This is a genomic window from Priestia taiwanensis (genome assembly GCF_014638355.1).
In the GTDB taxonomy this organism is placed as follows: domain Bacteria; phylum Bacillota; class Bacilli; order Bacillales; family Bacillaceae_G; genus Priestia_D; species Priestia_D taiwanensis.
Window position 1 is genome coordinate 1,142,698 of record NZ_BMFK01000001.1, and the last position, 26,542, is coordinate 1,169,239.

General features: G+C 35.4%; 32 protein-coding genes and 1 riboswitch. Of the genes, 2 read left to right on the plus strand and 30 right to left on the minus strand.

Annotated elements, in window-relative coordinates:
* Positions 1 to 45: 45 nt before the first annotated feature.
* The 10 genes from IEV41_RS06045 to IEV41_RS06090 all read right to left on the minus strand — a co-directional run bounded on the left by IEV41_RS06045 (position 46) and on the right by IEV41_RS06090 (position 10,693).
* Complete coding sequence (locus IEV41_RS06045) at positions 46 to 357, minus strand: ArsR/SmtB family transcription factor (protein WP_188387514.1); 312 nt, start codon at positions 355 to 357, stop codon at positions 46 to 48.
* A 93-nt stretch (positions 358 to 450) separates the two neighbouring features.
* Positions 451 to 2,352, minus strand: coding sequence for an endonuclease MutS2 (locus tag IEV41_RS06050; RefSeq protein WP_188387515.1), 1,902 nt, complete (start codon positions 2,350 to 2,352; stop codon positions 451 to 453).
* A 430-nt stretch (positions 2,353 to 2,782) separates the two neighbouring features.
* A complete protein-coding gene (locus tag IEV41_RS06055; protein ID WP_188387516.1) occupies positions 2,783 to 3,577 on the minus strand; it encodes an alpha/beta hydrolase in 795 nt (264 codons plus the stop codon).
* Positions 3,578 to 3,586: 9 nt separating this feature from the next.
* The gene (locus IEV41_RS06060) at positions 3,587 to 4,399 is read right to left on the minus strand and encodes an ABC transporter ATP-binding protein (protein WP_188387517.1); all 813 of its coding nucleotides are present in this window, start codon (positions 4,397 to 4,399) and stop codon (positions 3,587 to 3,589) included.
* Between the two features lie 14 nt (positions 4,400 to 4,413).
* Positions 4,414 to 5,436: a FecCD family ABC transporter permease gene (locus tag IEV41_RS06065; RefSeq protein ID WP_188387518.1), complete on the minus strand. Its 1,023-nt coding sequence runs from the start codon at positions 5,434 to 5,436 to the stop codon at positions 4,414 to 4,416.
* Positions 5,429 to 6,436 carry a FecCD family ABC transporter permease gene (locus tag IEV41_RS06070; RefSeq protein WP_188387519.1) on the minus strand — a complete coding sequence of 336 codons (1,008 nt, stop codon included), beginning with the start codon at positions 6,434 to 6,436 and terminating at the stop codon, positions 5,429 to 5,431. The genes IEV41_RS06065 and IEV41_RS06070 overlap by 8 nt, the downstream gene beginning before the upstream one ends.
* Before the next feature lie 18 nt (positions 6,437 to 6,454).
* On the minus strand, positions 6,455 to 7,414 hold the full coding sequence (locus IEV41_RS06075; protein WP_188387520.1) for an ABC transporter substrate-binding protein: 960 nt from the start codon (positions 7,412 to 7,414) through the stop codon (positions 6,455 to 6,457).
* A gap of 256 nt (positions 7,415 to 7,670) precedes the next feature.
* Positions 7,671 to 8,987: a Na+/H+ antiporter NhaC family protein gene (locus IEV41_RS06080; RefSeq protein ID WP_188387521.1), complete on the minus strand. Its 1,317-nt coding sequence runs from the start codon at positions 8,985 to 8,987 to the stop codon at positions 7,671 to 7,673.
* Positions 8,988 to 9,082: 95 nt separating this feature from the next.
* A riboswitch (SAM riboswitch) is annotated at positions 9,083 to 9,186 on the minus strand.
* Between the two features lie 245 nt (positions 9,187 to 9,431).
* Positions 9,432 to 9,722, minus strand: coding sequence for a hypothetical protein (locus IEV41_RS06085; protein WP_188387522.1), 291 nt, complete (start codon positions 9,720 to 9,722; stop codon positions 9,432 to 9,434).
* 113 nt (positions 9,723 to 9,835) lie between these two features.
* Complete coding sequence (locus IEV41_RS06090) at positions 9,836 to 10,693, minus strand: HAD-IIB family hydrolase (protein ID WP_229722156.1); 858 nt, start codon at positions 10,691 to 10,693, stop codon at positions 9,836 to 9,838.
* A 76-nt stretch (positions 10,694 to 10,769) separates the two neighbouring features.
* Between IEV41_RS06090 and IEV41_RS06095 the strand changes: the two genes are divergently transcribed.
* Positions 10,770 to 11,768, plus strand: a complete 999-nt coding sequence (locus tag IEV41_RS06095) for a LacI family DNA-binding transcriptional regulator (RefSeq protein WP_188387523.1) — start codon at positions 10,770 to 10,772, stop codon at positions 11,766 to 11,768.
* Positions 11,769 to 12,006: 238 nt separating this feature from the next.
* Here the strand turns inward: IEV41_RS06095 and IEV41_RS06100 are convergent, their stop codons facing one another.
* From IEV41_RS06100 to IEV41_RS06195, 20 genes are all read right to left on the minus strand, one after another.
* Positions 12,007 to 12,924, minus strand: a complete 918-nt coding sequence (locus tag IEV41_RS06100) for a DMT family transporter (RefSeq protein WP_188387524.1) — start codon at positions 12,922 to 12,924, stop codon at positions 12,007 to 12,009.
* Positions 12,925 to 13,025: 101 nt separating this feature from the next.
* A complete protein-coding gene (locus tag IEV41_RS06105; RefSeq protein ID WP_188387525.1) occupies positions 13,026 to 13,358 on the minus strand; it encodes a tRNA-binding protein in 333 nt (110 codons plus the stop codon).
* Positions 13,359 to 13,414: 56 nt separating this feature from the next.
* Entirely contained in the window at positions 13,415 to 14,233 is an 819-nt protein-coding gene (locus IEV41_RS06110) for a class I SAM-dependent methyltransferase (RefSeq protein ID WP_188387526.1), read from the minus strand.
* Positions 14,234 to 15,041: 808 nt separating this feature from the next.
* Positions 15,042 to 15,446: a DUF5412 family protein gene (locus IEV41_RS06115; RefSeq protein ID WP_188387527.1), complete on the minus strand. Its 405-nt coding sequence runs from the start codon at positions 15,444 to 15,446 to the stop codon at positions 15,042 to 15,044.
* Between the two features lie 276 nt (positions 15,447 to 15,722).
* Positions 15,723 to 16,271, minus strand: a complete 549-nt coding sequence (locus tag IEV41_RS06120) for a GNAT family N-acetyltransferase (RefSeq protein WP_188387528.1) — start codon at positions 16,269 to 16,271, stop codon at positions 15,723 to 15,725.
* Positions 16,272 to 16,332: 61 nt separating this feature from the next.
* Positions 16,333 to 16,686, minus strand: a complete 354-nt coding sequence (locus IEV41_RS06125) for a hypothetical protein (RefSeq protein ID WP_188387529.1) — start codon at positions 16,684 to 16,686, stop codon at positions 16,333 to 16,335.
* 108 nt (positions 16,687 to 16,794) lie between these two features.
* The gene (locus tag IEV41_RS06130; RefSeq protein ID WP_188387530.1) at positions 16,795 to 17,556 is read right to left on the minus strand and encodes a class I SAM-dependent methyltransferase; all 762 of its coding nucleotides are present in this window, start codon (positions 17,554 to 17,556) and stop codon (positions 16,795 to 16,797) included.
* A 126-nt stretch (positions 17,557 to 17,682) separates the two neighbouring features.
* Entirely contained in the window at positions 17,683 to 18,042 is a 360-nt protein-coding gene (locus tag IEV41_RS06135; protein WP_188387531.1) for a DUF6176 family protein, read from the minus strand.
* 61 nt (positions 18,043 to 18,103) lie between these two features.
* Positions 18,104 to 18,949 carry a GNAT family N-acetyltransferase gene (locus IEV41_RS06140; RefSeq protein ID WP_188387532.1) on the minus strand — a complete coding sequence of 282 codons (846 nt, stop codon included), beginning with the start codon at positions 18,947 to 18,949 and terminating at the stop codon, positions 18,104 to 18,106.
* 40 nt (positions 18,950 to 18,989) lie between these two features.
* Positions 18,990 to 19,460 carry an NUDIX hydrolase gene (locus IEV41_RS06145; RefSeq protein WP_308420326.1) on the minus strand — a complete coding sequence of 157 codons (471 nt, stop codon included), beginning with the start codon at positions 19,458 to 19,460 and terminating at the stop codon, positions 18,990 to 18,992.
* Positions 19,461 to 19,473: 13 nt separating this feature from the next.
* Positions 19,474 to 19,905 carry a GNAT family N-acetyltransferase gene (locus IEV41_RS06150; RefSeq protein ID WP_229722157.1) on the minus strand — a complete coding sequence of 144 codons (432 nt, stop codon included), beginning with the start codon at positions 19,903 to 19,905 and terminating at the stop codon, positions 19,474 to 19,476.
* The gene (locus IEV41_RS06155; RefSeq protein ID WP_188387534.1) at positions 19,877 to 20,368 is read right to left on the minus strand and encodes an ASCH domain-containing protein; all 492 of its coding nucleotides are present in this window, start codon (positions 20,366 to 20,368) and stop codon (positions 19,877 to 19,879) included. Before IEV41_RS06155 ends, IEV41_RS06150 begins: the two co-directional genes overlap by 29 nt.
* A gap of 19 nt (positions 20,369 to 20,387) precedes the next feature.
* Positions 20,388 to 20,849 (minus strand): ankyrin repeat domain-containing protein, encoded by a 462-nt coding sequence (locus tag IEV41_RS06160; protein WP_188387535.1) that lies wholly within the window; start codon positions 20,847 to 20,849, stop codon positions 20,388 to 20,390.
* 106 nt (positions 20,850 to 20,955) lie between these two features.
* Positions 20,956 to 21,309: a DUF3147 family protein gene (locus tag IEV41_RS06165; protein WP_188387536.1), complete on the minus strand. Its 354-nt coding sequence runs from the start codon at positions 21,307 to 21,309 to the stop codon at positions 20,956 to 20,958.
* Positions 21,294 to 21,716 (minus strand): MarR family winged helix-turn-helix transcriptional regulator, encoded by a 423-nt coding sequence (locus IEV41_RS06170; RefSeq protein WP_188387537.1) that lies wholly within the window; start codon positions 21,714 to 21,716, stop codon positions 21,294 to 21,296. The genes IEV41_RS06165 and IEV41_RS06170 overlap by 16 nt, the downstream gene beginning before the upstream one ends.
* A 211-nt stretch (positions 21,717 to 21,927) precedes the next feature.
* The gene (locus IEV41_RS06175; RefSeq protein WP_188387538.1) at positions 21,928 to 22,074 is read right to left on the minus strand and encodes a Phr family secreted Rap phosphatase inhibitor; all 147 of its coding nucleotides are present in this window, start codon (positions 22,072 to 22,074) and stop codon (positions 21,928 to 21,930) included.
* On the minus strand, positions 22,071 to 23,144 hold the full coding sequence (locus IEV41_RS06180) for a Rap family tetratricopeptide repeat protein (RefSeq protein WP_188387539.1): 1,074 nt from the start codon (positions 23,142 to 23,144) through the stop codon (positions 22,071 to 22,073). The genes IEV41_RS06175 and IEV41_RS06180 overlap by 4 nt, the downstream gene beginning before the upstream one ends.
* Before the next feature lie 615 nt (positions 23,145 to 23,759).
* Positions 23,760 to 24,203 carry a GNAT family N-acetyltransferase gene (locus IEV41_RS06185; protein ID WP_205181462.1) on the minus strand — a complete coding sequence of 148 codons (444 nt, stop codon included), beginning with the start codon at positions 24,201 to 24,203 and terminating at the stop codon, positions 23,760 to 23,762.
* A 362-nt stretch (positions 24,204 to 24,565) separates the two neighbouring features.
* Positions 24,566 to 24,913: a DUF4260 domain-containing protein gene (locus tag IEV41_RS06190; RefSeq protein WP_188387541.1), complete on the minus strand. Its 348-nt coding sequence runs from the start codon at positions 24,911 to 24,913 to the stop codon at positions 24,566 to 24,568.
* A 5-nt stretch (positions 24,914 to 24,918) separates the two neighbouring features.
* Positions 24,919 to 25,695, minus strand: a complete 777-nt coding sequence (locus tag IEV41_RS06195) for an HAD-IIB family hydrolase (RefSeq protein WP_188387542.1) — start codon at positions 25,693 to 25,695, stop codon at positions 24,919 to 24,921.
* A 312-nt stretch (positions 25,696 to 26,007) separates the two neighbouring features.
* Here IEV41_RS06195 and msrA point away from each other — a divergent pair, with 312 nt between their 5' ends.
* Positions 26,008 to 26,535, plus strand: a complete 528-nt coding sequence (gene msrA, locus IEV41_RS06200; RefSeq protein WP_188387543.1) for a peptide-methionine (S)-S-oxide reductase MsrA — start codon at positions 26,008 to 26,010, stop codon at positions 26,533 to 26,535.
* Positions 26,536 to 26,542 lie beyond the last annotated feature (7 nt).

Sequence of the window (26,542 nt, forward strand, 5' to 3'; positions counted from 1 at the left end):
AAATATCGATTAATTATGTAGTAAGGAGATTTTTTCCTTACTCGTTTAAATCTCCTCTCCAATATATTTCGCCAACTGTCGGAATGTCTCCTCATTCCTTCGATAAAATGTCCACTGTCCAATTCGCTTCGCTTCTAATAAGCCAGCTTGTTGGAGCATAGACAAATATTGAGAAGTTGTCGACTGCGATAATCCTGCTTTTTCTTGGATCTTCCCTACACAGACGCCACCTTGAAAACCTTCAAGTTGTGATGGCTGGATATCACATACAAAATGCATATCCGGTTCCTTCAACCATGCTAACATTTGTAACCTTGTTTCATTTGCCAATGCTTTGAAAATTAATATATAGTTCATACCTTCTATTATATCGGCAATTCTCGATATGTCAATTTAATTACCTCTGTGCATAAAAAGCTATGGAGCCAATACTCCATAGCCTCAACTAAATCAATTCAATTTCTTCTTCATTTCTTTCTGTACTTTTCTCAGCGCTTTTTTCGAGCCACGTTCCATGTCATGTTGCATTTTACGATCTTTGTAGCTCGTAAATAGCGTACTTACGTCATAACCTTCTGGGTATAATTCTGCTGCTCGTATCTCTAGGGATACACGCTTTTCATTTACTTCGATAAATTCATCTTTGTAGAACACGGTCACGTTATTATAATTATTTTGTTTCTTATAAATAATCGCAACGTCCTCATAGTCCAGTAACCTTACTTTATCCCCTACTTCGTATTCATAACTCGTTTCTTTCTTCACTTCTTCCACTATTGGTTTCTTTCGCTTACTATCACTTACTCGCTCTAAGTTGTAGTCTTTGTTATCCATATATTGCTTCGCTCGTTCAATCACACGGTCACGAATGTTCATTTTTCTTGAAATCCAAAGTGCGTTACTGTCTCCTGATGTTCCGATTACTAGTTGATATAACGGCTCTAACGTTTCATTATCAAATCGCATTGCGGCATTCATGAAGTCACTGTGCATTTCAGAAAATCGCTTAATTTCACCGTAATGCGTCGTGGCAACCGTGATGCATCCCATGTGATAAAGCTCTTCTAATATTGCAATTGCTAGTGCTGCTCCTTCATTTGGCTCTGTACCACTACCGATTTCGTCAAATAGAAGTAATGTATTATGATTCGCCATGTTCATAATCTCAGACATATTTTTCATATGTGAAGAGAACGTACTAAGCGCATTTTCGATACTTTGGTTATCACCTATATCAACAAAAATACGGTCGAAAATAGCTATTTCTGTTTTTTCCTCAGCGGTTATGTGGAAACCTGACATTGTCGCTAATGTCAGTAATCCGATTGTTTTGAGGACAACTGTTTTACCACCTGCGTTTGGTCCAGTAATCACTAAGCTACGATAATCCTTTCCTACTTCGAAATCTAGTGGTACGATGTTTCCTTTTAACAACGGATGTTTGCATTTTATTAATTGAATAAAGCCATGGTTATTTACTTTTGGTTCAATGCCGTCTACATTTTTACTGAATTTTGCTTTGGCGAATACCATATCGTACTGCGCAATCAGTTCCATATTGATACGGACTTCTGCTAACTTTTCTGCGACTAATCCTGTTAGCGTCGCTAAAATTTGATACTCTTCTACCGCCTCTTCTGCTTTCAAAATGCATAACTCACCACTTAATTTTGAAATAACAGCTGGTTCGATAAATACTGTTGAGCCTTTTGATGATATTTCTACAATAGTACCTGCAACTTGATGCTTGTATGATGCTTTAATTGGCACCGTATATTTGTCATCTTTTTTACTAATAAAGAATTCTTGAATATATTCTTTATTACTGCCACTCTTCATAAATTTCGTTAGTCGTTCGGAAATTTTCTCTTCTGTACTTTCAATGTGTCTTCTAATTCGCTTTAATTCTTTACTTGCGTTTGAATCTACTCGATTTCCTTTAATACTATAATTAATTTCTTCCTCAACGGATAGGAACTCTGTCATAGAATGTGCATAACTACTTAATGTTGGTGCAAAAAATACTTTGTCTAACATATATGTTTTTATTTTGCGACAACCTCTTAGGAAATCTGATATTTCGAGTAAATCAGATGGATCTAACATGATTCCCTTTTCTAACTTATCAATTAAATTGTTAATATTCGAAATGCCTACTAATGGTACATGGCTTTCAGCATCAATAATCTTTCGTGCTTCTGTCGTTTCATTTAGGCGATGTTTTACTACTTTGATATTTGAACTTGGGTCTAAATCATCTAATAGTTGTTTCCCTAGTCCACTAACGCAATACGATTTCACGATTTCCTTTAATTCGTTGTATTGTAACTTTTCAAATGTCATTGTATTCATTTTTTCTTCTCCTCATTATGTGATTCATTCATACATGAAGATACCCATTGATTAGATTTCAATGAATAAAGACATATAAAAAAGCCGTGGTCGATACCACGGCTTTACGTACATTTACAAGGCATATGTTCGACATATATACGAAATAAACTACTGTACACAAGACAGAGTTATCCCGCTACTATGTCATACGCTTTATAAAGTATTGTAGGTATCTTCATAGGTTTTGAAATAACCGCATGACAAATAAGCAGATGTTATTCGTATGAAAAAACATCCTTCGCCAAGCTAGTTACTTCATTCAATTTATCCTATTTAGATACTACTCCACTCATAAAAGCACCTCATAATTAATTTATTTGATCGTTCATTGAAATCTAATTTATACGCTCACTATACTATATTCCACAAGAGAAGTAAAGGTTCGATGTTAAGAAACTCCTTTACTAATGAATCGTAATGCACGACTTAAGACCGTTGGTACGACGGAAATATGATTTTCCTCTTCTGCTAAATAATACCCACATGTCACCTTTTGCTTGTCGATTTTCGATAAACGTTCATATAATACTTTTGCATCTTCAACCATATATCCCTTTTCTAATTCTCCTACACAAATAAATGCATAACGCGCTTCCGCTTCCTCTTCCTCACGCAAACTTGCAACAAACTTCTCTTCTAACGTTAATACCTGCTTATTATTCCACCATATAGATGGGCTACTAATGATATACGATTGAAATGCATCACGCTTTGAAAGCAACGTATATAAGCTAAATAATCCACCTAATGAATGACCAAACAGTGCTTGTTTCTTTCGGTCAACGTGGCATCGTGTATCAACAAGTGGTTTTACCTCTTCTTCCATAAACGTTAAGAACTTGTCTGCACCGCCGTGGTGTGGCCATTCTTTCCCTTGTGGATGTGGTGGCAATTCCACTGTATTTGCTGGCGGTGTGAAATCATAAAAACGATAATCTGAAACGAAATCCTCTTCGACTGGACAGCCTATACCAACAACAACAAAAGGAGTCACTCCTGTCTTCTCGGACCTTCTCGTTTGGATTCGGATTGTCTCAGCGAATGTTTGGAAGAACGCATTTCCGTCTAATACGTACAAAACAGGATAACCTGACCTTGGTGCTTCCGTATTAGGTATCGCAATGCTAATTGTATACGGACATTCAGTCTCTTTCGATATTATTTCTACCGTCTCTACTTTCATATTCTCCTCCTAATTTGTAACAAGAACTTTTTCTATTTCTTCAGTTTCTTCATAACCGAAGCATACGGGAGCGCCATTATGCGGATCGATCATGACCCGTGCATCAATTTGGAATACATTCTTCAGGACATCCTTCGTAATAATATGTAACGGTTCACCAACCGTCATAATCCGTCCTTCTTTCATTGCAATAATCTCATCTGAAAAACGCGCCGCATGGTTAATATCATGCAATACCATCACCACCGTACAAGCTTTTTCCTTATTTAATCGCTCAACAATTTTCAATACATCTAGCTGGTGGGCCATATCAAGGTACGTTGTCGGTTCATCTAATAATAATATTTCCGTCTCTTGAGCTAATGCCATCGCAAGCCATACTTTTTGTCGTTGACCACCTGACAAGTTCCCAATTTCTCGTTCACGAAAAGGTGTTACATTCGTAATATCCAGCGCCCATTCAATCATTTCTTTGTCTTCTTTCGTTAGCTTACTCGTATTGTTTCGATGTGGGTAACGACCATATGAAATAAGCTCTTCTACTTTTAACTCTAATGGTGCAACTGGACTTTGCGGGAGTAAGGCTAAATGCTTAGCGATTGTTTTCGTATGCATCTTCTGCATGTCTTGTTCTTGCATATACACGTTTCCACTCTTTTGTTTCAAAATACGCCCCATCGTTTTCAACAGCGTGGATTTTCCGCATCCATTTGGGCCAATAATTGTTGTTATCTTCCCTTCTTTTATCTCCAAATTCAAGTTACGAAAAACCGTCAATTTTTCGTAGCTCGTTTCCAGCTCTTCTACTCGTAGGATACTCACTCTATTTCCACTCCTTACGCTTTTGCTTTAAATAATAAAAATAGAAAATACGGTACACCGATGATGGAAATAACGATTCCAACTGGTAATTCCGCCGGCATGAAAATTGTCTTCGCAATGAAATCCGACACGACTACTAGCAACATACCGATTGCACCACATACCGGTAATACTCGACTATGTTTAATTCCAACAAGGCGTTTCGCAATGTGCGGCGCCATTAATCCAACAAAACCGATGCTTCCTGAGACAGAAACACACGCACTAACTATCCCAATACTACTTAATAATAAAATAGCTTTCTCTTTTTCTACCGCAACACCTAGACTTTTAATACTCGATTCTTCGAGCTGAAACAAATCTAATAAATACGCTTTTTTCATTACTATTGGAAGGAGTAAAAGTAACCATGGTAACATTGCCATAATGTACGTCCAGTTCGCATTATAAATACTCCCAGATACCCATACAGTCGCCATCTCGAAATCTTGTGCTTTCATTTTAAGAGATAAATAGATAGAAAATGCACCGAATCCAGAACCAATTGCGATACCAGTTAAGATAAGACGCTGGGAGTCAATTCGTCCATTCTTCCACGAGAAGATATAAATAACAATTGCTGCACCAAGTCCACCAATTAGCCCAAACATCGGCATCATCATAATTGCTCCCCAGCTCGTTCCTGTTACGTGCTCTTGAAAAAAGAACATGAACAGTACAATTGCTGCCCCAGCTCCAGCGTTAATACCTAAAATACCTGGATCAGCTAAACCATTTCGTGTCACACCTTGAATAACAGCACCAGCAATACCAAGACCAAATCCAACTAATGCGGCAATAACAATTCTCGGTAAGCGGAAATCAAAAATAACTAAATCATGCTCTGGTAGCGCATCTATATGAAATAACGTACGAATGACATCCATCATTGATAAGTCAAACACGCCATTCGTTAAGCTTATGTACATCGCTATTACCGTTAAGATAATAAGTACACTTACTATCATGACATATCGTTGCCACGAATCTTTACGCATGCCTTTCTCCCCCTCTCGTTCTAATTAAGTAGAGGAAGAATGGTATTCCAATTAATGCTGTCACGACACCAATTGGTGTTTCAAATGGATAATTCATAAATCTACTTATTACATCACACAAAGCGAGAAAAACTCCTCCAATAACTCCTGCACATGGAATAACCCATTTATAATCAATTCCAACGATAAATCGTGTTATATGTGGAATAATTAAGCCAACAAATCCTATTTTTCCAACTAACGCAACAGCGGTTCCTGTTAATAATACGACTGATAAAATCGACATTACCTTTACTAACTTTGTTCGTTGACCGAGGTTAATAGATACTTCCTCTCCTAACGATAAGATTGTAATAGATTTTGAGAGAGTAAGCGCAAGTATAACTCCTATTAATCCGAACGGTACAATAAGTTTTAACATCTCCGTATCAACTTGATGCAACCTTGCATTGTACCAAAAGCTAATATGTTGTGACACTTGAAAATACGAAGCAATTGCTGCCGAAACACTACTTAGAAACGTACCAATAACTGTCCCGATTATCGCAAGACGTACAGGTGACAATCCATTACGTAGCAACGAACCAAATCCAAATACAATACCAGCCCCAATTGCTGAACCAATCATCGAATATATAATTAATTGTATATTCGACATACTCGGTGCAAACACCATACATAACGTAATAACAAATGCAGAGCCATCTGATACACCCATAATAGAAGGGGATGCAAGATAATTTCTTGTCATCCCCTGCATAAGTGCTCCTGAGATAGCTAAAAACGCACCGACGAGAAGTGCACCAATTACCCTCGGCAAACGCGACGTCCTAATAATTGCATGATCTACATTATCTGCATCATAATAGAAAAGTGCGTCCCATATCGTCCCTACATCTATATTTTTGGCACCGTACAAAATTGATAAAACAATCGTAGCCACTATAAGCAATGGTGACAGACATAAAATGAATGTCGGTACAGAATTTATTTTCTTCATCTCATTCAACGCACCTTATTATTTAGTTAATTTATCCTCAACTGCTTTTAAGAACGCTATTTTGCTCCACGCTGTTCCACCTTGAGCTAGTGGGTCTACAGCATTAATAAACACCTTATTATCTTTTACTGCTTTTAAATTCTTCCAAATTGCGTTACTTTGTAATTCATCTAATACTTTTGGTGTTTTTGCATTCTCACTTTCATCAAATTGTAGGAACACAATATCCGGATCCATCTCTGCAAATTTTTCAATAGAGATTGCTTCTTGCTTTTCTACTGCTTTAATTTCAGTCGGTACTGTTAGACCTAAATCTTCGTATAAAACAGGATTTAAATATACGCTCGCAGGATATACTTGCATGTTACCTGCACGAATACGTACAACAACAGCTTCTTTGTCTTTCACTTTCGGTTCAATTGATGCTTTTACTTTTGCCACATCTTCCTTATATTGTTTGATAACTTCTTCTGCTTTCTCTTTCGTACCACTTACTTCACCCATTAGACGTAAATTTGCTTCCCAATCTGTAGAAATATGTGATACTGGTATCATTGTCGCTACTTTCCCTAATTTCTCTGCTACTTCCGGTTGGAACTTTGTTGTGCCCAAAATAACATCCGGTTTCATTTTTAACAGTACTTCATGATTAGGCTGCATTTTTTCTCCAATAGACTCCGCACCTTCTAAGTCTTTCGCTAAATACGTTGGTAACTTCCCACCAACTGTAATTGCTCCTGTCGGTTTCACACCTAACACAGCTGCGTCTTCCATCGCTTCTAAACTAGCTGCCGCAACCTTCTTAATATCTGTTGGAACAGTATAGTCTTTTTTCAAATACGTAATTGTTTGTGTTTCGCTTGTACTCGTTTCGCTTACTTTTTGTTTTTCTGTTGCTTTACTTCCTCCATCATTGCAAGCAGCTAACCCTAGACTAAATACCGTTGCCATTCCTACTACTAATAATTTTTTATTCATTTCTTTCTACGTCCCCTTTTAAATTATTTATGTAAATCAATGTACAACTTCATTGATTTAGCCTAGGGCCCGCTCGATCAGAACGTACCATGCCTTCACTTCCTTTTTATGATTTTTAAGCCACCAAAAAGAGAATGATAATCATTATCATTAATAAATATATAGCTAATACTCTCATATTTCAAGTATTACGTGCTACTTGTCACAAAATTGAAAAGAAGGGTGCCACAATGGACACCCTTCTTTTCTCTATCATTTATGCAATTTTTTCATACTCTTTTTTCGCTGTTTTTGGTGAAAAACGCGGGAAACCAATGACAATCGCAACGATTCCACATACCGCTACTAAAATTGGATAGAACGCATACGGTAATAGCTCCAATGGTGATAACGCCGCAAATCCTGCCGCTGTTAACATTTGTGCTCCGTACGGAATTAATCCTTGCACACTACAAGCAAATAAATCCAAAATACTTGCTGATTTACGTGGGTCGATTTCATATTGGTTCGAAATATTTTTTGCTAATGGTCCTGCGAATATAATTGCAATTGTATTATTAGCTGTACACATATTCGTCAAACCTACAAGTCCAGCAATGCTAAATTCTGCTCCCTTTTTCGAACGAATATTACGAGTTAAAAGATTTAATAAATAATTAATACCACCATTTTGTTGGATAAGTGCTACCATTCCACCAATTAGAATTGTTAATAATACTAGCTCCATCATGCCATTGATTCCTACAGTTACACTCTTCATGAAGCTTTCCAGTGTGTAGCTTCCATCAATAAGACCGATGACTCCTGCGAATAATGTTCCCCCTGTTAATACAACTAATACATTTACGCCTAGAAGTGCAGCGATTAATACACCTGCATACGGTAAGATTTTGACGATATCATATTCATACGTTGAGACGTTTGTTTGCGTACCTAACGTTAGCACAACTAATAATACACATGTAATAATTGCTGCTGGTAAAACAATAAGAAAATTTGTTTTGAACTTATCTTTCATTTCTGTCCCTTGTGTACGTACCGCTGCAATTGTTGTATCTGAGATAAACGATAAGTTATCCCCAAACATTGCACCGCCAACAACTGTTGCCATCGCAAGCGCAATTGCAATATCGGTTTGCTCACTAATTCCAACTGCAATTGGAGCTAATGCCGCAATCGTTCCCATTGACGTACCCATCGCTAATGAAATAAAGGCACCAATAATGAACAAACCAGCAACTAATAAACTTTCAGGTAAGACAGACAATGCTAAGTTAACTGTTGATTCTACCCCACCCATTCCTTTGGCTGTTTCTGAAAAGGCTCCCGCTAAGATGAAGATTAAGACCATGATCATAATATCTGGATGGCCGGCACCTGTCGCGAAGCGCTCTACTTTACTTGAGAACATTTCTTTTCTGTTCATGACTAGTGCAACCGCTACTGCAATTAGTATTGCCACTAAAATTGGCAATTTATAAAAATCCCCTGTAATAATTCCTGATCCAATAAATAACGCTAAAAATACCACAAGGGGTAATAACGCAAATGGATTACCTTTTGTTTCTGTCAACTCAACTTCCTCCCACTATACCTAACTATCCTTCTGCATACAAAAAGACCTCTTCCGCAAAGAAGAGGTCTTTTAATAAACTATAAGAGACGCTCTTCTTATCATTCAAGCACGTAGCTTGCTGGATTTGGCACAGCACTTCTGTGAGTCCGCTGCCGAGGTATCAAAGGGCCAGTCCCTCCACCTCTCTTTATAAGAAGGTTTCATATTTGTTATGAATTATTATCTTACTTTACTGTCAATTCCGTCAAAAGTCAATCATTATTTTTAAATAAATTGAAGTAAGATGGCAGGGATTATATTCACAATAATTGCACATGCTAGAAAGCAGATGTGATACAACATTATATACTTAGTGTGAACAAATCCGTTATTTTTTATTTTAAAAGCTCACTATACACAATAGCATGTTGCACGTCCCTCTCTATATTCCATGAAGAATCTTTACTTCTTCCATCCTCGATATTCATCGTATTTATCACAAGCTTTTAAAGAGTTAAAACCTTTTTTCTTCGTGTAGATGAAATGGAACGCTAACCCAAGAAGAGGAAAACCAAAAATCCAAATCCACGCCCACATAACCCCCATATAGTTATGAACTAAAACCACAATACCGATAAACCCTCCGTATCGAATGACTAATACATACCACGGATCCTTCCGAACAAATGAATAAAATGCAATTCTACCAATTACTAACAACACAATTGCCACTAACACTTGAATAGTTAACATATTTATCCGCTCCTTTTTATATAAGGTGAAAAAAGTTGGTTGAAGGAAAGTTTTTATCATTATATGCACTATTCTCCATCGATAAAATGAGGAAAACACCTTAATTATGTCATTTATTTCGACAAATCATTGGATACAAATATCTTCTTACATACTTCTATAATCCCACCACCATAAGGAGCCGTTGCTAGATTATTATGCAAACGCTTCGCCTCTTCTGTCGCATTGCCAACAAGATAACCGTGATTGACTGCTTTTAACATCTCGATGTCGTTTCCACTATCTCCAAATGCTATCGTATGCGTAACTGGTACGTCGTAATATTCCATCATAAACATCGCTAAGGTCTTTTTCCCACTCCCAAGCGGGATGAAATCAACATCATATGCATCCTTAGGATCTCCTGCCATTGGGTTGCAACAGCTAATATTGACTCCTACTCCGTTTAACTTTGCTACATGACGAATAATCCGTAAATCGTATGCTGTTTTTGTTGTTGATTCGTGGAAATAGTAATAATTATATTTATTGTTACTCTGACCAAATTGCGTCTGAGCGACTAACTTCACATTATATTGGTTCTTGCATTCTTGAAGTAAATCATCCACAACACGGGAAGAAAAGCTACTCCTATTTATTTTCCTCTCCCATTTGGATATCGAAGTAAATTCTCCTTCTTCATTTATTTCAATAAGTTCTGTCCCTAAATCACTTCCAATAAAATGTGGATAATAGGTCATATTGGCTAAGTTCATCTTTTCAATTATTTTTCCTACGCTACTCCCAGTAATCCAACCAATCTTCACATTCTGTTGAGTAGCCAGAGTCTGGAGATATTCCTCTAATTTATAGACTCTTTCTCTATTTCCTACTGTTTGATTATGTGGATAATACGTTTCATCAAAATCAAATAACAGTAAAAAGTCTGTTTTACTTGTATAATGGAAAGGCTTTCTATTTTTCATTATCATGTGATACACCCCATTTGTTTTTTTCAAGAATAAATGCTGGGATTGTTCCCATGTCAAGCAAAAATGAGGTGAACAAATGACTACTATTTATGATATCGCTCGCTTAAGCGGTGTTTCAAAATCAACCGTTTCACGTGTATTAAACAATCATCCATATGTATCAAAAGATGCAAAAGAAAAAGTCGCTTCGGCAATTAAGAAACTTCACTACACACCTAATTCGAGAGCCGTTCAATTTCGATTACAAATGACAAAAAACATTGGAATTATCGCTCCTATGTTAGATCATCCATACTTCAGCCGACTCATTAGTGCACTTTCATCCGAGTGTATGCTGAGAGGATATAAACCAGTCGTCTATCAAACTTTCTTTCAAGAGGAGCGAGAAAAAGAGGTCTATACAAAACTCATTCACAAAGAACTAGACGCTGTCATTATTACAACATCACTCTTCTCTGAAGCATATATTAACGAATTAACAGCATCACAAACTGTCGTAGCGTGTAATGAAGATTATGAAGGAACTTACTTTGACGTATTTTCCTTAGATGAAGAAGGAATTATTTACGAAGCAACTACCTCTTTATTAAAACAAGGCTTATCGAATCTTGTATTTTGCGCTGATATTCTCGATAATGCCTTGCAACAATCGAGACTCAAAGGATTCATACGTGCGCATGAACAATACAGCATTACATATCGGGAAAGTTACATATATAATCATATTTCAACGATTGAAGACGGAGTACAATTAGGGAATTCGCTATTTTCTGGAACATTAATGTGTGATGGCATTGTCGCTGGTAGTGACTTCGTTGCAGCAGGATTACTTAAATCAGCAAGAAAACATTGCATACATGTCCCAAAAGATGTCTCCATTATCGGCTTTGATAATCACCAAATTTCAACTATTACAGCACCAGAACTATCCACGATATGTAACCATATCCAAGAGATGATTACAGATGTATTCGACCGCTTAGTACATAGATTAAATGGAGGCGATACTCCTTATGAAAAGAAAGTATATACAGGAACATTAATAATTCGCGAATCTTGTGTTAATAAGAAATAGAGCTATTTCCTTAACATAAAAACAGAAACCAAGCTGCAAAGATTTAGACTGAACTCAATAAGTGAAACACAAATAAAAAACCTTCTTCATTCGCATATTAGCTTATGAGAATGAAGGAGGTTTTTTCCTATGATAAAAGAGTCTATTATGCAAGTGAAGTTAAAATGAAAGCTCTATAATTATGTTTAGAAGGACATTTCATTGTTCAAACAATAACCATGAGCAATTAGAAGTATTTTTATGTTTTTTGAATATGGATAATCCTATCTGACCTCGTTGGAAGTGTTACAATAAAGACTCCAACTAGAATTAAGCATCCTCCAACAAAAAAATTAATATCCAACGTTTCATTCAACAATAACCAACCTAAGAATGCACCAACTACTGGCTGAAAATAGAAGAACAGTGCTCCAATACCAGCATCTATCAACTCCATTCCTTTATTCCACAAGAAAAAAGCACCCGCAGTTGAGATAGTTCCTAGGTACAAAACTCCTAAAATAATATAAATATCTGTATAGTAAATTTCAATATGTTGAGTTTCCCATAACATAAATGGTGTGGTAAATATCAGTGCAAAAAATATCGCATATGTTGTAATTGTTAATGAAGACATAGTATCTGAAGCTACTTTTACATATACGGATAATAGTGCCCAAGTAATTGCTGCACCTACTAAGATGATACTACCAAATAAGTAGTTCGAAGCTCCTATATCCCATCCAATAATAGTTATAACCCCGAGAGTAGCTAAAATGAGCGAAATCACTTTTTTTGTGTTTATTTTTTCCTTTAAAATAAAGTGAGCGAAAATAGAAATAAAAGCAGGTGTAGCCGATGTTATTAAGGCACCTGTATGTGCATCCGATAACTTTGTCCCTATAAATTGAAAAGAAATAGAGACAAAATATCCAACAAATCCAATTCCACATAATAAGATCCAATCCTTTTTATTCAAAGATAATTTCTTATTATCCTTTCTTTCAATGATTTTTAATATGAAGAATAAAAAAATAAAAGCAATAATATAACGAAGCCAAACTAATGTCATCGGTGGTATATACTCTAACACAAATTTACTAACTACATACATCCCGCCCCATATACTAGCAGCTAAAGATAAACATATAGCTCCCAGTAGTTTTTGTCTACTCATATAATCAACCCCATTCGTTGAAGCAAGTACTTCATTTATACAAAACAAGAAGACCTCCGTCCCAAGCTCATATAGAGATGCGCGGAGGTAGTTCAGGATAACTAGTATACAGATGTTCCAATTAAAGCCTCTTTACTAGGAGTTAATAATGATAGTTCTCCGTCTTCTCCTGCAACACCAAGGATGAGCACTTCTGAAAGGAACCCAGCAATATTTTTAGATGGGAACCCGAGCACAGCAACTACTTGTAGCCCTTGTAGTTCTTCTTTTTTATAGTTAACCGCTTGTACACTAGACTGTTTTGTTCCAATTTCTAAACCAAAATCAACAACTACACGATAAGCTGGCTTCTTTGCTCGTGGAAAATCCCTGACCTCAACAATCTTTCCTACCCTTAAATCAAGTTCTTGAAACTGTTCATAGGTTACTGACATCATATTCCCCTTTTATTATCAGATTTTGTGTCGACGAATCATTCTATAACTACACATTACTTTTTACGAACTGCTACAAAATACATTTGAGCATTATTATTAGTTAATAAACCTCGTAATTCATTATCTAAATAAATCATAGATTCTTCACTAATATTATTTCCCCAATTGTTATAGCATTCATCTGTTAGGAATCCAAAATGAGTAGTAGATACAACTTCAAACTCTAGTGATTCTAATAATGTAACCATTTTATCAGCCGATATGGAATTATTCATTAAGAATTCTTTTTCGCTACGTGTATAGAATTGTAAGAAGTTAGTGTGCAGACACTCGGGATTCCAAGAAGAGAATAAAAATAATCCATCCTGTACAAGAGTTTTTTTAATTTGTTCTAAAAATAATATCCTTTTTTCATCAACTATATGATTAAAGGTTCCCATCATACAGGTAACTAAATTAAATTTTTCTGCATCTACTTCATCCGTAATAATATTTCTTTTTTCAAAATAAACATTGGCAACATTTTTACTCTGCTCACGGCAAATATCGAGTGCTGCATCTTCAATATCATACCCATAAGACTGAAATCCTAGGGACGATAACCAAAGTGGATATCGGCCAGTTGCACAACCAATGTCTAGTGAAGTAAGTTGTTGACCATCATTACGTATAGTATTATTGACTATTTCTCGGACTAAGGAAATTTCAAGGAGTTTTTTTCTTTCGTCTGAAAAGGAACCATACTCATATTTAAGATAATTAATTAGTTTATAACCTAGCAATTGGTCTATTTCTCCATTTAATTCATTTGATGTCCCTTTATTTGGACTAGTAATCGTTTTAATAATGGAATCTTTCATTTCTTTTATCATCTTCTTCCTCCTAAAATTGAGTTCAAAGTGGTTTGGATAACCAATATTATGTTTGAAAGTGAAAAAAACCATTTGTAATTGGTTTTTTTGTTAGAAAATAGATCCTAAAAATAAAAAATGTAGAGAACTTATTCAACTACGTTTTTTATTTTCACTTCAAGATAGGATACGACAGCATGTAATTCCCATTTAGCTGAGTATTGTCCAACTGTTAAATGCGTACTACAAATCCACCATACGCTAAAGATTCGGCTAGAATTGCTTTACCTAATTTGTTTACAAGTATAACCCCTTTTCTTTTTTATTTTTAATCAGTTTATCGACATGATAAGGTCAAGAAACAAACGGTTATAGCTCTATTTTAATAATCGTTACATAGATGTTTCTATTACTAATCATAGATGCTAGAAAAACAAACTAACTGTTACTACTGTTTTTCCGTAAAAGCTTCTATTAATCTCAAAATTTCACGTAGAAAAAACTTTGCTATGTTACATAGAGATTATTGAACAGCCCTCGCATTTACCTATCATATCAAATAAAGTAATATTTTACCATAAAATAAATAGTATAAGAAAGAAGTCAACCCATTTTAGTCAAACCAAAATAAATTGACTCCTCATTAATATTTGTTAATTGGATATTCAATAACTATTTAGGTTATGCAGGTATTGATATATTAGTATGAAGATAATACCCACACCTGTACGTGTTATAAAATATAACAGTCAGTAAATACCACATAAAAAAGAGCCATCTATACAGGTGGCTTATGTTTACTTTCATTCACTTAGAAATAATGGATTAACTAGTTATTTCTAAAGTCATGCTTACCTTTCGGAACATTGAGAGTGCGGTTGTTAATTACAACAGTATCGCCATCTAGCCACTTAATATTTGCAATGTCTTCCTGATAACCCCAATAGATATTTTTTGTTTTTCCATTTTTCTTGTTAAATACTAATTCACCTCGTATAGAGAACGCAGTCGTAGCTCCTCCATTAGATATATATGCTTTTACGGTATATTTTCCATCTGGAGAAGTTTTTTCTGTAAGATATTCTCCTGTTTTTAATCTCTCCATATTTAAAAAAAGTGAATGAATGCTATAGCCTCCTAGAGTGATTAGTAAAACACTAATAAATAAAATACTAATGAGTAAACTTCCTCGTTTCTTGTGCTGTTTTTTATTCTCTATTAGATTAGTAATCAAATCGTGCCCTCCCTTTTTAATAAGTTATCTAATTATATTTATAATTTTATCGAATAAATATTAATTTTTTATTAAATAAAAACTAATATTTTATAAATCAGGAAAAAGAATTAATTACCAGAACCGAATGCTAAAACATAAATTGAAACCACTTTTCCTTTCGAGTTCCAGGTAAAGTTGGAACAAAAAATTATCATGTAAGCTACTATGATTCCCTGACCTTTCTTTTGTTTATACTCATCCCTTCAAAAACAAAAGCATGCATTAGCCAACAAGCTAATCCATGCTTTTTATTGTCCGTCTCCAAATCATATGATCATGTCCTTCTCCCCAATAATCCTTCAGCAAATAATCAGGCATTCCGAACTTTCTTCCCCATATTTTTTGAGCGGTTGTATAACCACTATCTAAACAAAATTCATGTATTCCTCTATTAGATAACGTGCGGAGTACCTCATTCCACATTAGCGTTCCAATTCCATTCTTTTGATAGTCCGGTAATACAAATACCGTTCCTACTTCTACAACATCTTTCAATTCGCCATTCGTTTCTTTGACAACAATTTCTCGCGCAGGACCATATTCAATCGATCCTATGATTTTATTAGATTCTGAATCTATTCCTAACAAAAAGTACCTCTCTTCGCCTTTACTATCAAAATCACTTTTTAAACACTTCTTTTTTCCCTCTATCTCACCTTCAATATCATGAACCAAATCTGCTAGACCATTTTTCGCAAACGTATCCTCGATAACTGTACGGAAAAACCCATGTAATTCTCCTATATCTGTAACTAACGGCCTTCTTATTAAAATTTCACCCATCTTGTATCTCGCCCCCTGTTTCTTTACACTATCTAACTCCATACAATTTGAAATCTACGGACTATTTATCTACCAAAATATTCATTTCTCCATCTGTAGCATATACAGACACTTTTTCACCATTTTTCTTATAAATTCTTAATGCACATTCTGACTCATCTTCATCGGTCACTTCTGTCCATCCCCATAACCTAATTGTAAGATGATAATATTCTGGCATGCATCCAGCCGTTTGAACTGCACTCCATTGATATGTAGCAGACTTCTCTTCTTGATTAGCTTCTTTTACAAATGCAAATAATGGTTCTGGAAAACCTTTATGAACTTTTGAAGGGTGGTGTGCTACTAAGAGAACTCCAATTAGTAATCCGAAATATAATAAATACTTTAAAACCTTTTTCTGCTGTGCCGTCACCATAATTCCTCCATCTATTAATCAAGTCACTTGGATAAGTTTACCACACCCTTCACAGCACTTATACAAAAATACTTAGCAGAAGGAATCCACTAAGTATTCTTCACCTTATATAGCTTCTGCTTTCAACACGAAACGATGTTGCTTCACTTCGAAATATCCTTGTTTCTGAATGGTACGATGAATATCATAAAGTGACTCTATATACGCATCCACCGTAAATCCTGGGACTTGCCAAGGGATAGCAGTTAAATAGTAGATACAAGCACCTACATCGTAAAATCGTGAAACAGAGACGTCTTCCATACTATAGGCTACTTTGAAGTTATGTTTCTCTAATTCGTCTACCGCATACTTCAAATTCCAATGAGCGAATTCGTCATGCGGTTCCGCTCCTAGTTGGTCATTGAGGTCCACATAGTCTAATCCACCAACTTGTTGTGTAATAAACATTCCTCCGTCTGAAATAATTCGTCTTAATTCTTTCGGATCATATGATTCATGTTGATTCATAATGAACGAGAAATACTTATCTTCAAAAGGTAGTGAACTATCCTCTTCAAAATAAACAACCTTCACACCAAGTGGCTCTAGTCTTTCTTTTGCAATTGAAACATTCGGTACATATCCTTCTGTCGCATGCGTCGACATTGGGAATGGCTTGAGATGCGATAGAAATTCCCCTCCACCAGTTCCCATATCAAGCATTGTATCAGCACTACGAATGTAAGGAAGTACCATACTCCCAAATGACCACGGTAATAACTGCGACTGCATACGTCCTGTTCCTGAAATATATGAAAAATCCCAACCAGAAAACCCTTTATTTGCTTCTTCTAAGAAATAAGTAAACTCTTTATCTTTTAACATATTTATACCCTCCGATTTTTTTGTTTTATACACGTGAACTTTCTTTCTATATCCGGAGGGCCTCTTATTTTTGATAAACGGTTTTATATTTCATGTTCACATATAAGCATAACGTTCTCCTTTTTCTTATTTTTTATCTAATACATGAATAGCTTCTTGCATCTCTTCTTGAATCATCACAACTTGTGTATCCATATCCTTGCATCCCCAAGTTGGATCAATACATTCTTCCCAAAACGCTAGATGAATTTGATCAATTTCATGATGTGATTCTTCAACAAGTGCGCCACCAACACCTTGGATGGAGTACCAATATAAATATTCATCTTCTTCATCTTTTTCACGGAATATTGTTTCTACGTACATCTTTTCATCCTTCAATGTAAGGAGCACTTCTTTCATATGCTTATTTAATACTTCCATCCACGCATCTACTCGATCACTTTTTCCTTGTTTTATTTTAAATTTAGAGAGTTCAATGTTCATATGTATAGTACAATCCCTTCTGCAACTATTATAATTATGAGAATTTTATCTTTGGAAATTTTCAACCAAAAGCTTGTGCTGAAATTCCATATAGGTTTTTATTTCGCTTCGGTAATTCGTCTGCTCCTAGCATCATAATTGGTGCTTGAGCAACCTTTTCAAAGCCAAGTGTTTCGAGCGAAAGTACGTAGTCTTCCTTCCCTTCTGGTAGATCCACCCGTACCTTTCCTGGATACCCTTTCGCAAGATGATGAATAATTAGCGTTGCAATTTCATCATTTGTCGCAATAACAGGAGCTAATAGTAATAAATCTTCACGTTCCATACTTATTCCAAATCCTAGTACTTCTCCATCGTCGTTTTTGACAACAATCGTTTGTTTTGAATGACCTATTCGTGCTGTTACCATCTCTTTTCGTTTTGCTCCAAATGCTTCTTCATCTAACTTAACGAGGTGCGATAAATCACTTTCTCGATATGGAAATACATTGTATGTAGAAGCGTTGATTTCCGCATGGTACTCACTACAGGTATATAAATTTACATGGCTAACCGTTCGAAAGCCTAATTTTTCATACAATGGCTTTCCTTCATTTGTAGCAATTAGTATACTTGGTGTTTCGGATGGAATTGTCCGTAAACAAACTTCCACTATCTCTTGACCAAGCCCTTTTCTCTGATGATCGGGATGGACGATTACTAAGCCAACAGAAGCTAGCTGAGCTGCATAAGGAGCAATAACTGTGCTGGATACAAGTTGACCATCCTCGTTTACATGACCAAAAGACTTTGTACAATCCATCACTGCCAATAATTCATTTTCTTTATAACTCCAACCTACAGAATAAATTAAATCCAATAGTTTCGTCACATCTTTATAATTTAGCTGTTCAATTGAATACGTCATCATACCCTCTCCTTTTCACTATGAAACAATAGTTACTCCCTTACAAACTAGTGACTATTTTATTGTTGATAATATGCTCTATCGTCTTAGGCAATGACATAGGAAGAGACATTAATTTCCCAACTAACACTGCCGGCAATAACGTAATGGAATTCAGCTCGCTTACTTTATGCCAAGCAAAGTGAAGTGTTGCATTCGTCTCTTGTTCATACCCGTCGAAGATTGTTTGTTTCTGTAAAGTAATAGATTCTGGTACTTCGATAAGGTAATGGAATTCTACTCCACTTATAGGTTGATTGTTATATTCAAAGAAATTCTCCACGATCCATAATAGTTGTTTCATTTGTACTTCTATGCCTAACTCTTCTTGAAATTCTCTTTTTAATCCGGCTAATGTTGTCTCTTGTGCAGCAACATCACCTCCAGGTAAAATCCAAAAGTCATCCATCTTATGTAATAGAACATGTCCATCATGAATTGCAATGCCCGCTGCTCTAATATTCCTTCTCACGCCAACACCTCCTCTAGCGAAGACTTTTCGCAAAGCCAATACTCCGTGCAACATATCCTCTTTTTTCATAAAATTTATGGGCGGCAATTCGTTCCTCACGGTTGCCACTATTCAAACTAATTCCAGTAGCACCACTACTTCGAGCCCATTCTTCCGCTTCTTCTAGTAATCTCTTACCGACACCTTGATTACGATAAGTAGCATCGACAATAAAGGCCTGAATACGAATAAATGAACCGTCCATTTCATAATAAAAACTTTTCACTAATCCAATCATTGCAATTATTTTTTCATTATCAATCGCTACTAACGTATGATAATTCGGACTCGAAGTAATATATGTAAGCCGTTGTTTCATTTGTTCAGTAGAAGTTGGATATCCAAGTTGCTCCATAAGCGGTGCTAATTGTCTATAATCATCTAGAATGGATTCCCGAATCTCCATCTGCTTTCCTCCCGTACACTAATTCAAATCGTTCACATACAACTGGCATTTTATGATGAAACTCTAGATCTAAACCTTCCATTCCTCTTCTAAAAAAAGCCTCATGGGCATCACGCCAATATTGCAGAGAACGATCCCCTGCACCTTCTCGGTACGCATGCTCTTCCTTTACTTCATCAAAAGGAACAACTTCTACTGCCACTGTTTTGATAATCGCAACAGCTATTCCATTCCCGTCCAATACGATATTATAAAGACCAATGTGTGGTAGTGGTTCGTTTTCCAACTCGTACAGTGTATAATTGGAAGCTGTCGCAGTTTTTCTTCCTTCGATAACCCATGTTGCTAATTTATCGGCGAGTTCTTTTGAATCACCAAACGCCCAAGCATCGTACGTATCTGGAACTTCTGTATTTATCTTCTTATAGTCTTCCCATAATTGAACAACCGACTGATTTTCCATATGTATAAACCAACTTTCTTTATCTCGTCGTGCTTACACGTTGAAGCAATTGAATTACTGCTTCTTGCTCTTTTTCGATTGCTACATCAAGAGCACTCTTACCATCGTCTTTCGTCTTATGGACGTCTGCACCGTTATCAATTAATACTTGAACAATATCGGTTGCTCCTAATAATGCTGCCTCGTGAAGACTTGTCCATCCCCCACTTTGTGTCGTATGAACATCTGTACCATGTTCAAGAAGTAGTTTCACGATAGTTAATTGCTTGTTCGCTACCGCTGCATGGAGGGGAATATTTCCATTATTGTTCTTTGCTTTAAGATGAACATCGGCACCAAATTCTATTAATACCTTAACTGTCTCTTCATGACCAAAATAAGCTGCTAAATGTAGCGCACTCCATCCATCCTCACTAAGGGCATGTACAAGTGTACAATCTTCCTTTAATAACGCCTTAACCACTTCTGTATTACCGTTCATCGCTGCAGTTGTAATTGTCTCACCTACTTTTTACTATTCTTAATTTTCAGACTAAAAATAGTATAACACAGCATATTTATTGGAACAAAATGTAATTACTATCTTTTCAATGTGAAACAAGGGAACTTATATATTTAATGACATTCGTTTGAACGAATAAAAATAGCGCCCAACCACCAATGCCAAAAAACAGCGCGATAATTAAGTGGATAGAATTTTGCATGGCGATGTATACGATAAATACTAATACAATTGTAGCTGGTAATCCTTTTAATACTCCAAGAAGGAATGTGCTTAATGCCCCTTGACTCTCACCTTGTACAAAGAGCCAAATAATACTCAGTATTGTCACTAATGGAAGTGCTGCGATAACGCCTCCCTGTGCCGGATATCTTCTCGCTATTTCTGTAATGACTCCAATTACAATTGCAGAAACGAAAACTTTTATGAACGTGTACATAGTTGTGCTTTCTCCTTCAACAATGCAAATCCATCTATAATTGTCTGCCTCTCTTCCGCCGTCATTGCTTCAAATACATGCGTTAACTTCTCTTCATCTAAGCTAGAATGGCGATGAAGAATTTCCTGCCCACTAGCCGTTAGCTTTAAAATAACTCTTCGTTCATCTTCTTTCGATCGTGTCTTAATAATATATTCTTTCTCTAATAATCTCTTCACATGTTCTGAAGCAGTGTTATGGGATACTTGAATAGATTCAGCAATCTTCTTAATCCCGACTTCCTTTTCTTTTTCAATTACTTGCATAATCCTCACACTTTGATGGGAAATTTTCTCTTGATGTGGGTATCTCAAATAATAATATATCTCCGTCCAAAATTGGTTCATATCACCAACTTGCTTTTTCATACTCATCCTCCTCTATCGTTCTATACGAATATATCTTATTATACGATATAAATAAGAATGTTCAAACAATTAACCTCCGACAAAATACTATGTTTTAAACACGGGGAACTAAAACAACATTTATATTTACTAAATAATTCCATAATAAAAATATATAGCTAACTACTTTTAACAATAAAAAATGCCAACCGAATACTCGGTTGGCATTTTTTTAAATCATTTTCCCATGTTCTGATGAGAATAAAATTACACCGTTATTTTCTACTGAAGCACTATCTGTTTGAGCAGATACACCTAGTCCAAGAGATAAAACAGCTACACTTATCATTCCTAATACACTTAATTTAATTTTTTTCATTTTAAAGCCCCCTGTGTTTGAAATATTTTTTTCGCATCATAACTCATATAGAAATATGTACTCGCTTTCAACTCATTACCAGCATCAAACCATTCTTTTGCTAGTTCTTCACTATAAAGCATTACATCTTTCCATAAATCATATTCTTTAAAGTATTCAATAGCTTGTAAGAAAACCCCTTCTAGTTCATCAACAAGTAAATGATTATTCTTTGCTTCCAAAATTGAAAAATGATGACGATACTTTTCTTCACACACTTTCAAGCCTTCTTCCACATACTTCGCTACTTCTTGTCTATGATTTAGCTTGAAGTGTTCTCGTGCTAATAAATAAATCGTTGTATCGTACTTATAATCTTCAATAGCTTCACTCAAATGTCGTATCGCTACTTCTGACAACCCTTGATCTGCATACAACAATCCTAGATTATGTCGAACTCGCATAGCTAATGAATGTTCATTAGCTTTCTTGAAAATATCTAATGCCTCAAGTAAGTACTCTTCAGCAAGTTCATATTGCCCAAGTGTATTACACGCTGATCCCAATACATTTTTACAAGCACCTGTCTTAACTTCATACCCTTTGTGCCTAGAGAAAAATTCTTGTGCCTTTGTAGCATAATGAATTGCTAAAACTGGTTGGGATAAATAATATTGGAATGTGGAAATACGATAATTGAATTCTGCTTTCTCTACTTCATCAGGAATATGAATGAGTAAGCTTTCTGCAACTTCGTAATACTGTCGAGCATCACTATAATTACCAACTTCCATAGCATAGATGAATTTAAAGAAATGGTAGTAATAGTTTAAGAGATTATTGGTTTGTTCGTCTGTAATGGATTCATTTAAATCTTCCTTAAAATTCCCAACTAGCATTTCATATCTAAAATTTAGTAATCCATAGTAATTCAGAATATCTCGATCTTCTTCAATTCCATTAATTTTGCTATCAATTTCCTTTTTCAGCTGGCTTGCTTTGAGTACACGTTGTACACGCATTTCTTGATACCAATCATTTAATAAATATGTAATCTCTTGTTTTGTAATAACACCTATCCCAACAATCATTCCCTCCTTTCCTAGTTTCATAGTTCACTTATAGTATAATCCATTTCACTCCATTTAGAAACAAATAAATCTGAAAATTCAGTAATTATTCCACAGGAAATAATTACGTAGACAAAACATAAATAAACTGCATCCTAATTGCCAGATAAAAAACAACAATTAGAGTACAGTCTATTTTTATGTATATTAATTAAATATGCACATCCTAACCTAAGATCTACGCAGTAATACTGTCTAAAGTACCATTTCTCTGGGGTAATTTTATCGCATCTAACATCATAAGCTTAATACTGTGTGTATTTCTTCCACACCATAATCCCAACCAACAGAAGTTGATAACTGAATAAGTTTATCTATACTAGCACTGGTTAATTTGTAAACCGATAATACAGTTGTTTAATTTTGTTATAAAAATATAAAGAGCCTTGTTACAATCTGGTGTGTAGTAAGGCTCTTTAAAGTTGTTTAATTTCTATACATTTAAAAGGTATTTGTACTTAAAAATCATTAATAAAGTTGTTTCATTCTTATTGAACTAAAGCACCCGTTAGTGAAACAAGAACACTTATGAAACAATCGCGCCCGTTTATGGAAATGTGTTTCATTTTCATATGCTCAGACATTTTTTTCTCGTATGTACAACCGCATATAAAGATAACCATTCTCCATATCGTCTGTTATTTCAAAGCCTATGTTGCTCCAAAATTTTTGTGCAGTTTTATTTTCTGGTTTAATCGGTACGGAAATCCTTCTTGCATTATATTCTTTACACAAATAATCAATACAAAGCTTAGCCGCTACTGAACCATAGCCTCTTTTTTGAAAACGGCTATCTATCATAAAATTTATGATTTGGGGGTTGTTATTGCCAATATACATTGAAACATAGCCCACCATCATATTATCGGCATAAATTGCAAAGGGGCGTGCACCATCATAAAGCACCCAAGCTTCGGCTAAAGACCACGCTACAGCGTCTACAAAATCCTCATCGATCGCAGTTGCATGCAAATTTAAACATTCTCCATAATTATCCTCATTAATTGTTCTTAACTCCACCAAAAAATATCACCTTCCAAACATAGTTAAGGATGTTTAATGTAAATAATTCAACTTTTGAAAAGTCGAATTAGCAAATAAATCTTAATACAACCTGGAAATTCTAGAACTTAATGCTCCAATTGATTTTAAATCAATTCTCCTTGATACGATTGAAAGGAATAAAGGTTCCAATTTTTAATAAATTTCCCATTTAAAAATGTCGAAAATCCATTTTTCCTTATTGAACTAAACTGCACCGTTAGTGAAAGAAGGATTTTTAAACAACTATATTATTTTTTAAATGACTTTATTGTAAATTAAACAACTTTATTATCTCTGCACATAATTCTCTTATAAGATTCATGCTCTAGCCGCTACTCTTATATCTTCTGCATATGCGTTTCTTTAAAACTAGATGAATATTTAAGGCCATATCCTAACAATCGATCCATTCCAATATGAGCCGTCCAAATTAAGCCAATCATATACATCAAATCAAGTTCTACTGCTACACCGATTAACGTAACTAGAACAGACACGGCATACGTATGGAATAAGTTATACACTTGTGCTCCTAATCGGACATTTAGTAAATATGCTAACGCAGATAAATCTGGAGCTAATAATAACAATATAAATAACCACCAACTAAAATCATTTATATAGTACATATACATCGCCACAAACAATACAACAAGACCTTCCACATGTATTAATTTCTTTACCATATGTATTACCTACTTATCACTACACGATATTCTTTGGCTAATTCTTTTAATCTATCAATAATCCCTTTCTCACATAACTCGTCTAGCACAATCGAATCTTTCGCATGAGGAGCTAAATCTACATGATTGCCAATCATCACTGTGTGAAGGGCATGCTTGAACATACTAATATCATTTGCATCATTACCAAATGCAATGTACTCTCCTGCTTTAACACCTAGCGTTTGTAGTGCATTCCACTTATCAATATGTTGAGGACTAACGTCTAATACATTTTCATTTCGATGTGTATGTACAACGACAGGCAATGTATGCAATTGCTCTGCTAGTTGTTCCATATCCGCCGCAGTTAAAAGTAATATTTTTACAATGGAGCGTAATTCTCCAACTGAAACACAGTTAGCTAACTTATCCGCATCAACATTTAATAGTATTGGGTGATCAATTGGGCCTGTATATGCATAGTCCCAGTCACTATCAATCAAATACGTTGCTCCATATTTTTTAATAAAAGAGAGAATTTGAGTTAATGTTTGTTGATCAAATTCCTTCGCATACACTAACTTTCCATTTTGAGAAATAAGTGAACCATTACCGCCTATAAGCGTATGTTGATGAAAACGTGAATGTAAAACTGGTAACATATCACGAATTGGTCTTGCTGAGGCAAAAATAACTTCATGTCCCTCATTCTCTAGGTTATTCAAACACGTAAGAATCTCTTCTGAAACTGGCTGACCTTTAAAACAAATCGTTCCGTCTAAATCGAATACAAATTTCAAGCTTGCCACTTCCTTTTTCCTTTGATAATGAGCTTCTCTTTCTTATATGTTATAATTTACCACAAAACATTCAATCTACAAATCTTTTGCCTATGATAAACGTAAGAAACACATCTATTTACGCCTCTCAAAGTAATTTCTACTAAGAAAGTTCCATATCACTTCTTCTCTTCATAGTCACTAGTAATATAATTGCCATCGATTGGATATATCCCTCTTCCAACAATGCAAATAAAATCAAACATTTCATTTGCAAGAAAGTTCCGAATATAAGATACTATACAGAAATACTTATTACGGAGGATAGCATCAATGACCGAAAAAACATACGAACTCGCAACTTTTGCTGGAGGGTGCTTCTGGTGCATGGTAAAACCTTTTGATGAATTACCAGGAATTCATCGCGTTATTTCCGGTTATGCTGGTGGACATATAGAGAATCCAACATATGAAGATGTGAAAACTGGTACATCAGGGCATGTCGAAGTTGTCCAAATTACATTCGATCCAGTCATCTTCCCTTATCAAAAATTACTAAATCTATACTGGCCACAAATTGATCCAACTGACGACGATGGACAATTCTTCGATCGTGGACCATCATATCGCACAGTTATTTTCTATCATAATGAAACACAAAAAGAACTAGCTGAAAAATCAAAGCTATCCCTTCAGGAAAGTGGTAGATTTAAAAAGCCAATTGTAACTGAAATTCGCCCAGCTGCACCTTTTTATGAAGCAGAAGAATACCATCAACATTTCTACAAAAAGAATCCAGACAAATACAAGCAAGAACGTATTGAATCTGGACGAGATGCTTTTATTAAAGAAAATTGGTAACAAAAAA

Excerpts from the sequence above, each read along its gene's own strand:
- IEV41_RS06090 (WP_229722156.1), bottom strand. The coding sequence starts at position 10,693 with ATGATAATGAAAAATAGAAAGCCTTTCCATTATACAAGTAAAACAGAC.
- IEV41_RS06110 (WP_188387526.1), bottom strand. The coding sequence starts at position 14,233 with ATGATAAAAGAAATGAAAGATTCCATTATTAAAACGATTACTAGTCCA.
- IEV41_RS06165 (WP_188387536.1), bottom strand. The coding sequence starts at position 21,309 with ATGTACACGTTCATAAAAGTTTTCGTTTCTGCAATTGTAATTGGAGTC.
- IEV41_RS06140 (WP_188387532.1), bottom strand. The coding sequence starts at position 18,949 with ATGACGTATTCAATTGAACAGCTAAATTATAAAGATGTGACGAAACTA.
- IEV41_RS06155 (WP_188387534.1), bottom strand. The coding sequence starts at position 20,368 with ATGGAAAATCAGTCGGTTGTTCAATTATGGGAAGACTATAAGAAGATA.
- IEV41_RS06190 (WP_188387541.1), bottom strand. The coding sequence starts at position 24,913 with ATGGTAAAGAAATTAATACATGTGGAAGGTCTTGTTGTATTGTTTGTG.
- IEV41_RS06105 (WP_188387525.1), bottom strand. The coding sequence starts at position 13,358 with ATGTCAGTAACCTATGAACAGTTTCAAGAACTTGATTTAAGGGTAGGA.
- IEV41_RS06180 (WP_188387539.1), bottom strand. The coding sequence starts at position 23,144 with ATGATTGTTGGGATAGGTGTTATTACAAAACAAGAGATTACATATTTA.
- IEV41_RS06130 (WP_188387530.1), bottom strand. The coding sequence starts at position 17,556 with ATGTTAAAAGATAAAGAGTTTACTTATTTCTTAGAAGAAGCAAATAAA.
- IEV41_RS06150 (WP_229722157.1), bottom strand. The coding sequence starts at position 19,905 with ATGGAGATTCGGGAATCCATTCTAGATGATTATAGACAATTAGCACCG.
- IEV41_RS06095 (WP_188387523.1), top strand. The coding sequence starts at position 10,770 with ATGACTACTATTTATGATATCGCTCGCTTAAGCGGTGTTTCAAAATCA.
- IEV41_RS06120 (WP_188387528.1), bottom strand. The coding sequence starts at position 16,271 with ATGGGTGAAATTTTAATAAGAAGGCCGTTAGTTACAGATATAGGAGAA.
- IEV41_RS06075 (WP_188387520.1), bottom strand. The coding sequence starts at position 7,414 with ATGAATAAAAAATTATTAGTAGTAGGAATGGCAACGGTATTTAGTCTA.
- IEV41_RS06045 (WP_188387514.1), bottom strand. The coding sequence starts at position 357 with ATGAACTATATATTAATTTTCAAAGCATTGGCAAATGAAACAAGGTTA.
- IEV41_RS06065 (WP_188387518.1), bottom strand. The coding sequence starts at position 5,436 with ATGCGTAAAGATTCGTGGCAACGATATGTCATGATAGTAAGTGTACTT.
- IEV41_RS06055 (WP_188387516.1), bottom strand. The coding sequence starts at position 3,577 with ATGAAAGTAGAGACGGTAGAAATAATATCGAAAGAGACTGAATGTCCG.
- IEV41_RS06050 (WP_188387515.1), bottom strand. The coding sequence starts at position 2,352 with ATGAATACAATGACATTTGAAAAGTTACAATACAACGAATTAAAGGAA.
- IEV41_RS06100 (WP_188387524.1), bottom strand. The coding sequence starts at position 12,924 with ATGAGTAGACAAAAACTACTGGGAGCTATATGTTTATCTTTAGCTGCT.
- IEV41_RS06160 (WP_188387535.1), bottom strand. The coding sequence starts at position 20,849 with ATGAACGGTAATACAGAAGTGGTTAAGGCGTTATTAAAGGAAGATTGT.
- IEV41_RS06170 (WP_188387537.1), bottom strand. The coding sequence starts at position 21,716 with ATGAAAAAGCAAGTTGGTGATATGAACCAATTTTGGACGGAGATATAT.
- IEV41_RS06070 (WP_188387519.1), bottom strand. The coding sequence starts at position 6,436 with ATGAAGAAAATAAATTCTGTACCGACATTCATTTTATGTCTGTCACCA.
- IEV41_RS06175 (WP_188387538.1), bottom strand. The coding sequence starts at position 22,074 with ATGAAAAAAATTAAATTAAGTGTATTAGGAATGATAAGTGTAGCTGTT.
- IEV41_RS06135 (WP_188387531.1), bottom strand. The coding sequence starts at position 18,042 with ATGAACATTGAACTCTCTAAATTTAAAATAAAACAAGGAAAAAGTGAT.
- IEV41_RS06085 (WP_188387522.1), bottom strand. The coding sequence starts at position 9,722 with ATGTTAACTATTCAAGTGTTAGTGGCAATTGTGTTGTTAGTAATTGGT.
- msrA (WP_188387543.1), top strand. The coding sequence starts at position 26,008 with ATGACCGAAAAAACATACGAACTCGCAACTTTTGCTGGAGGGTGCTTC.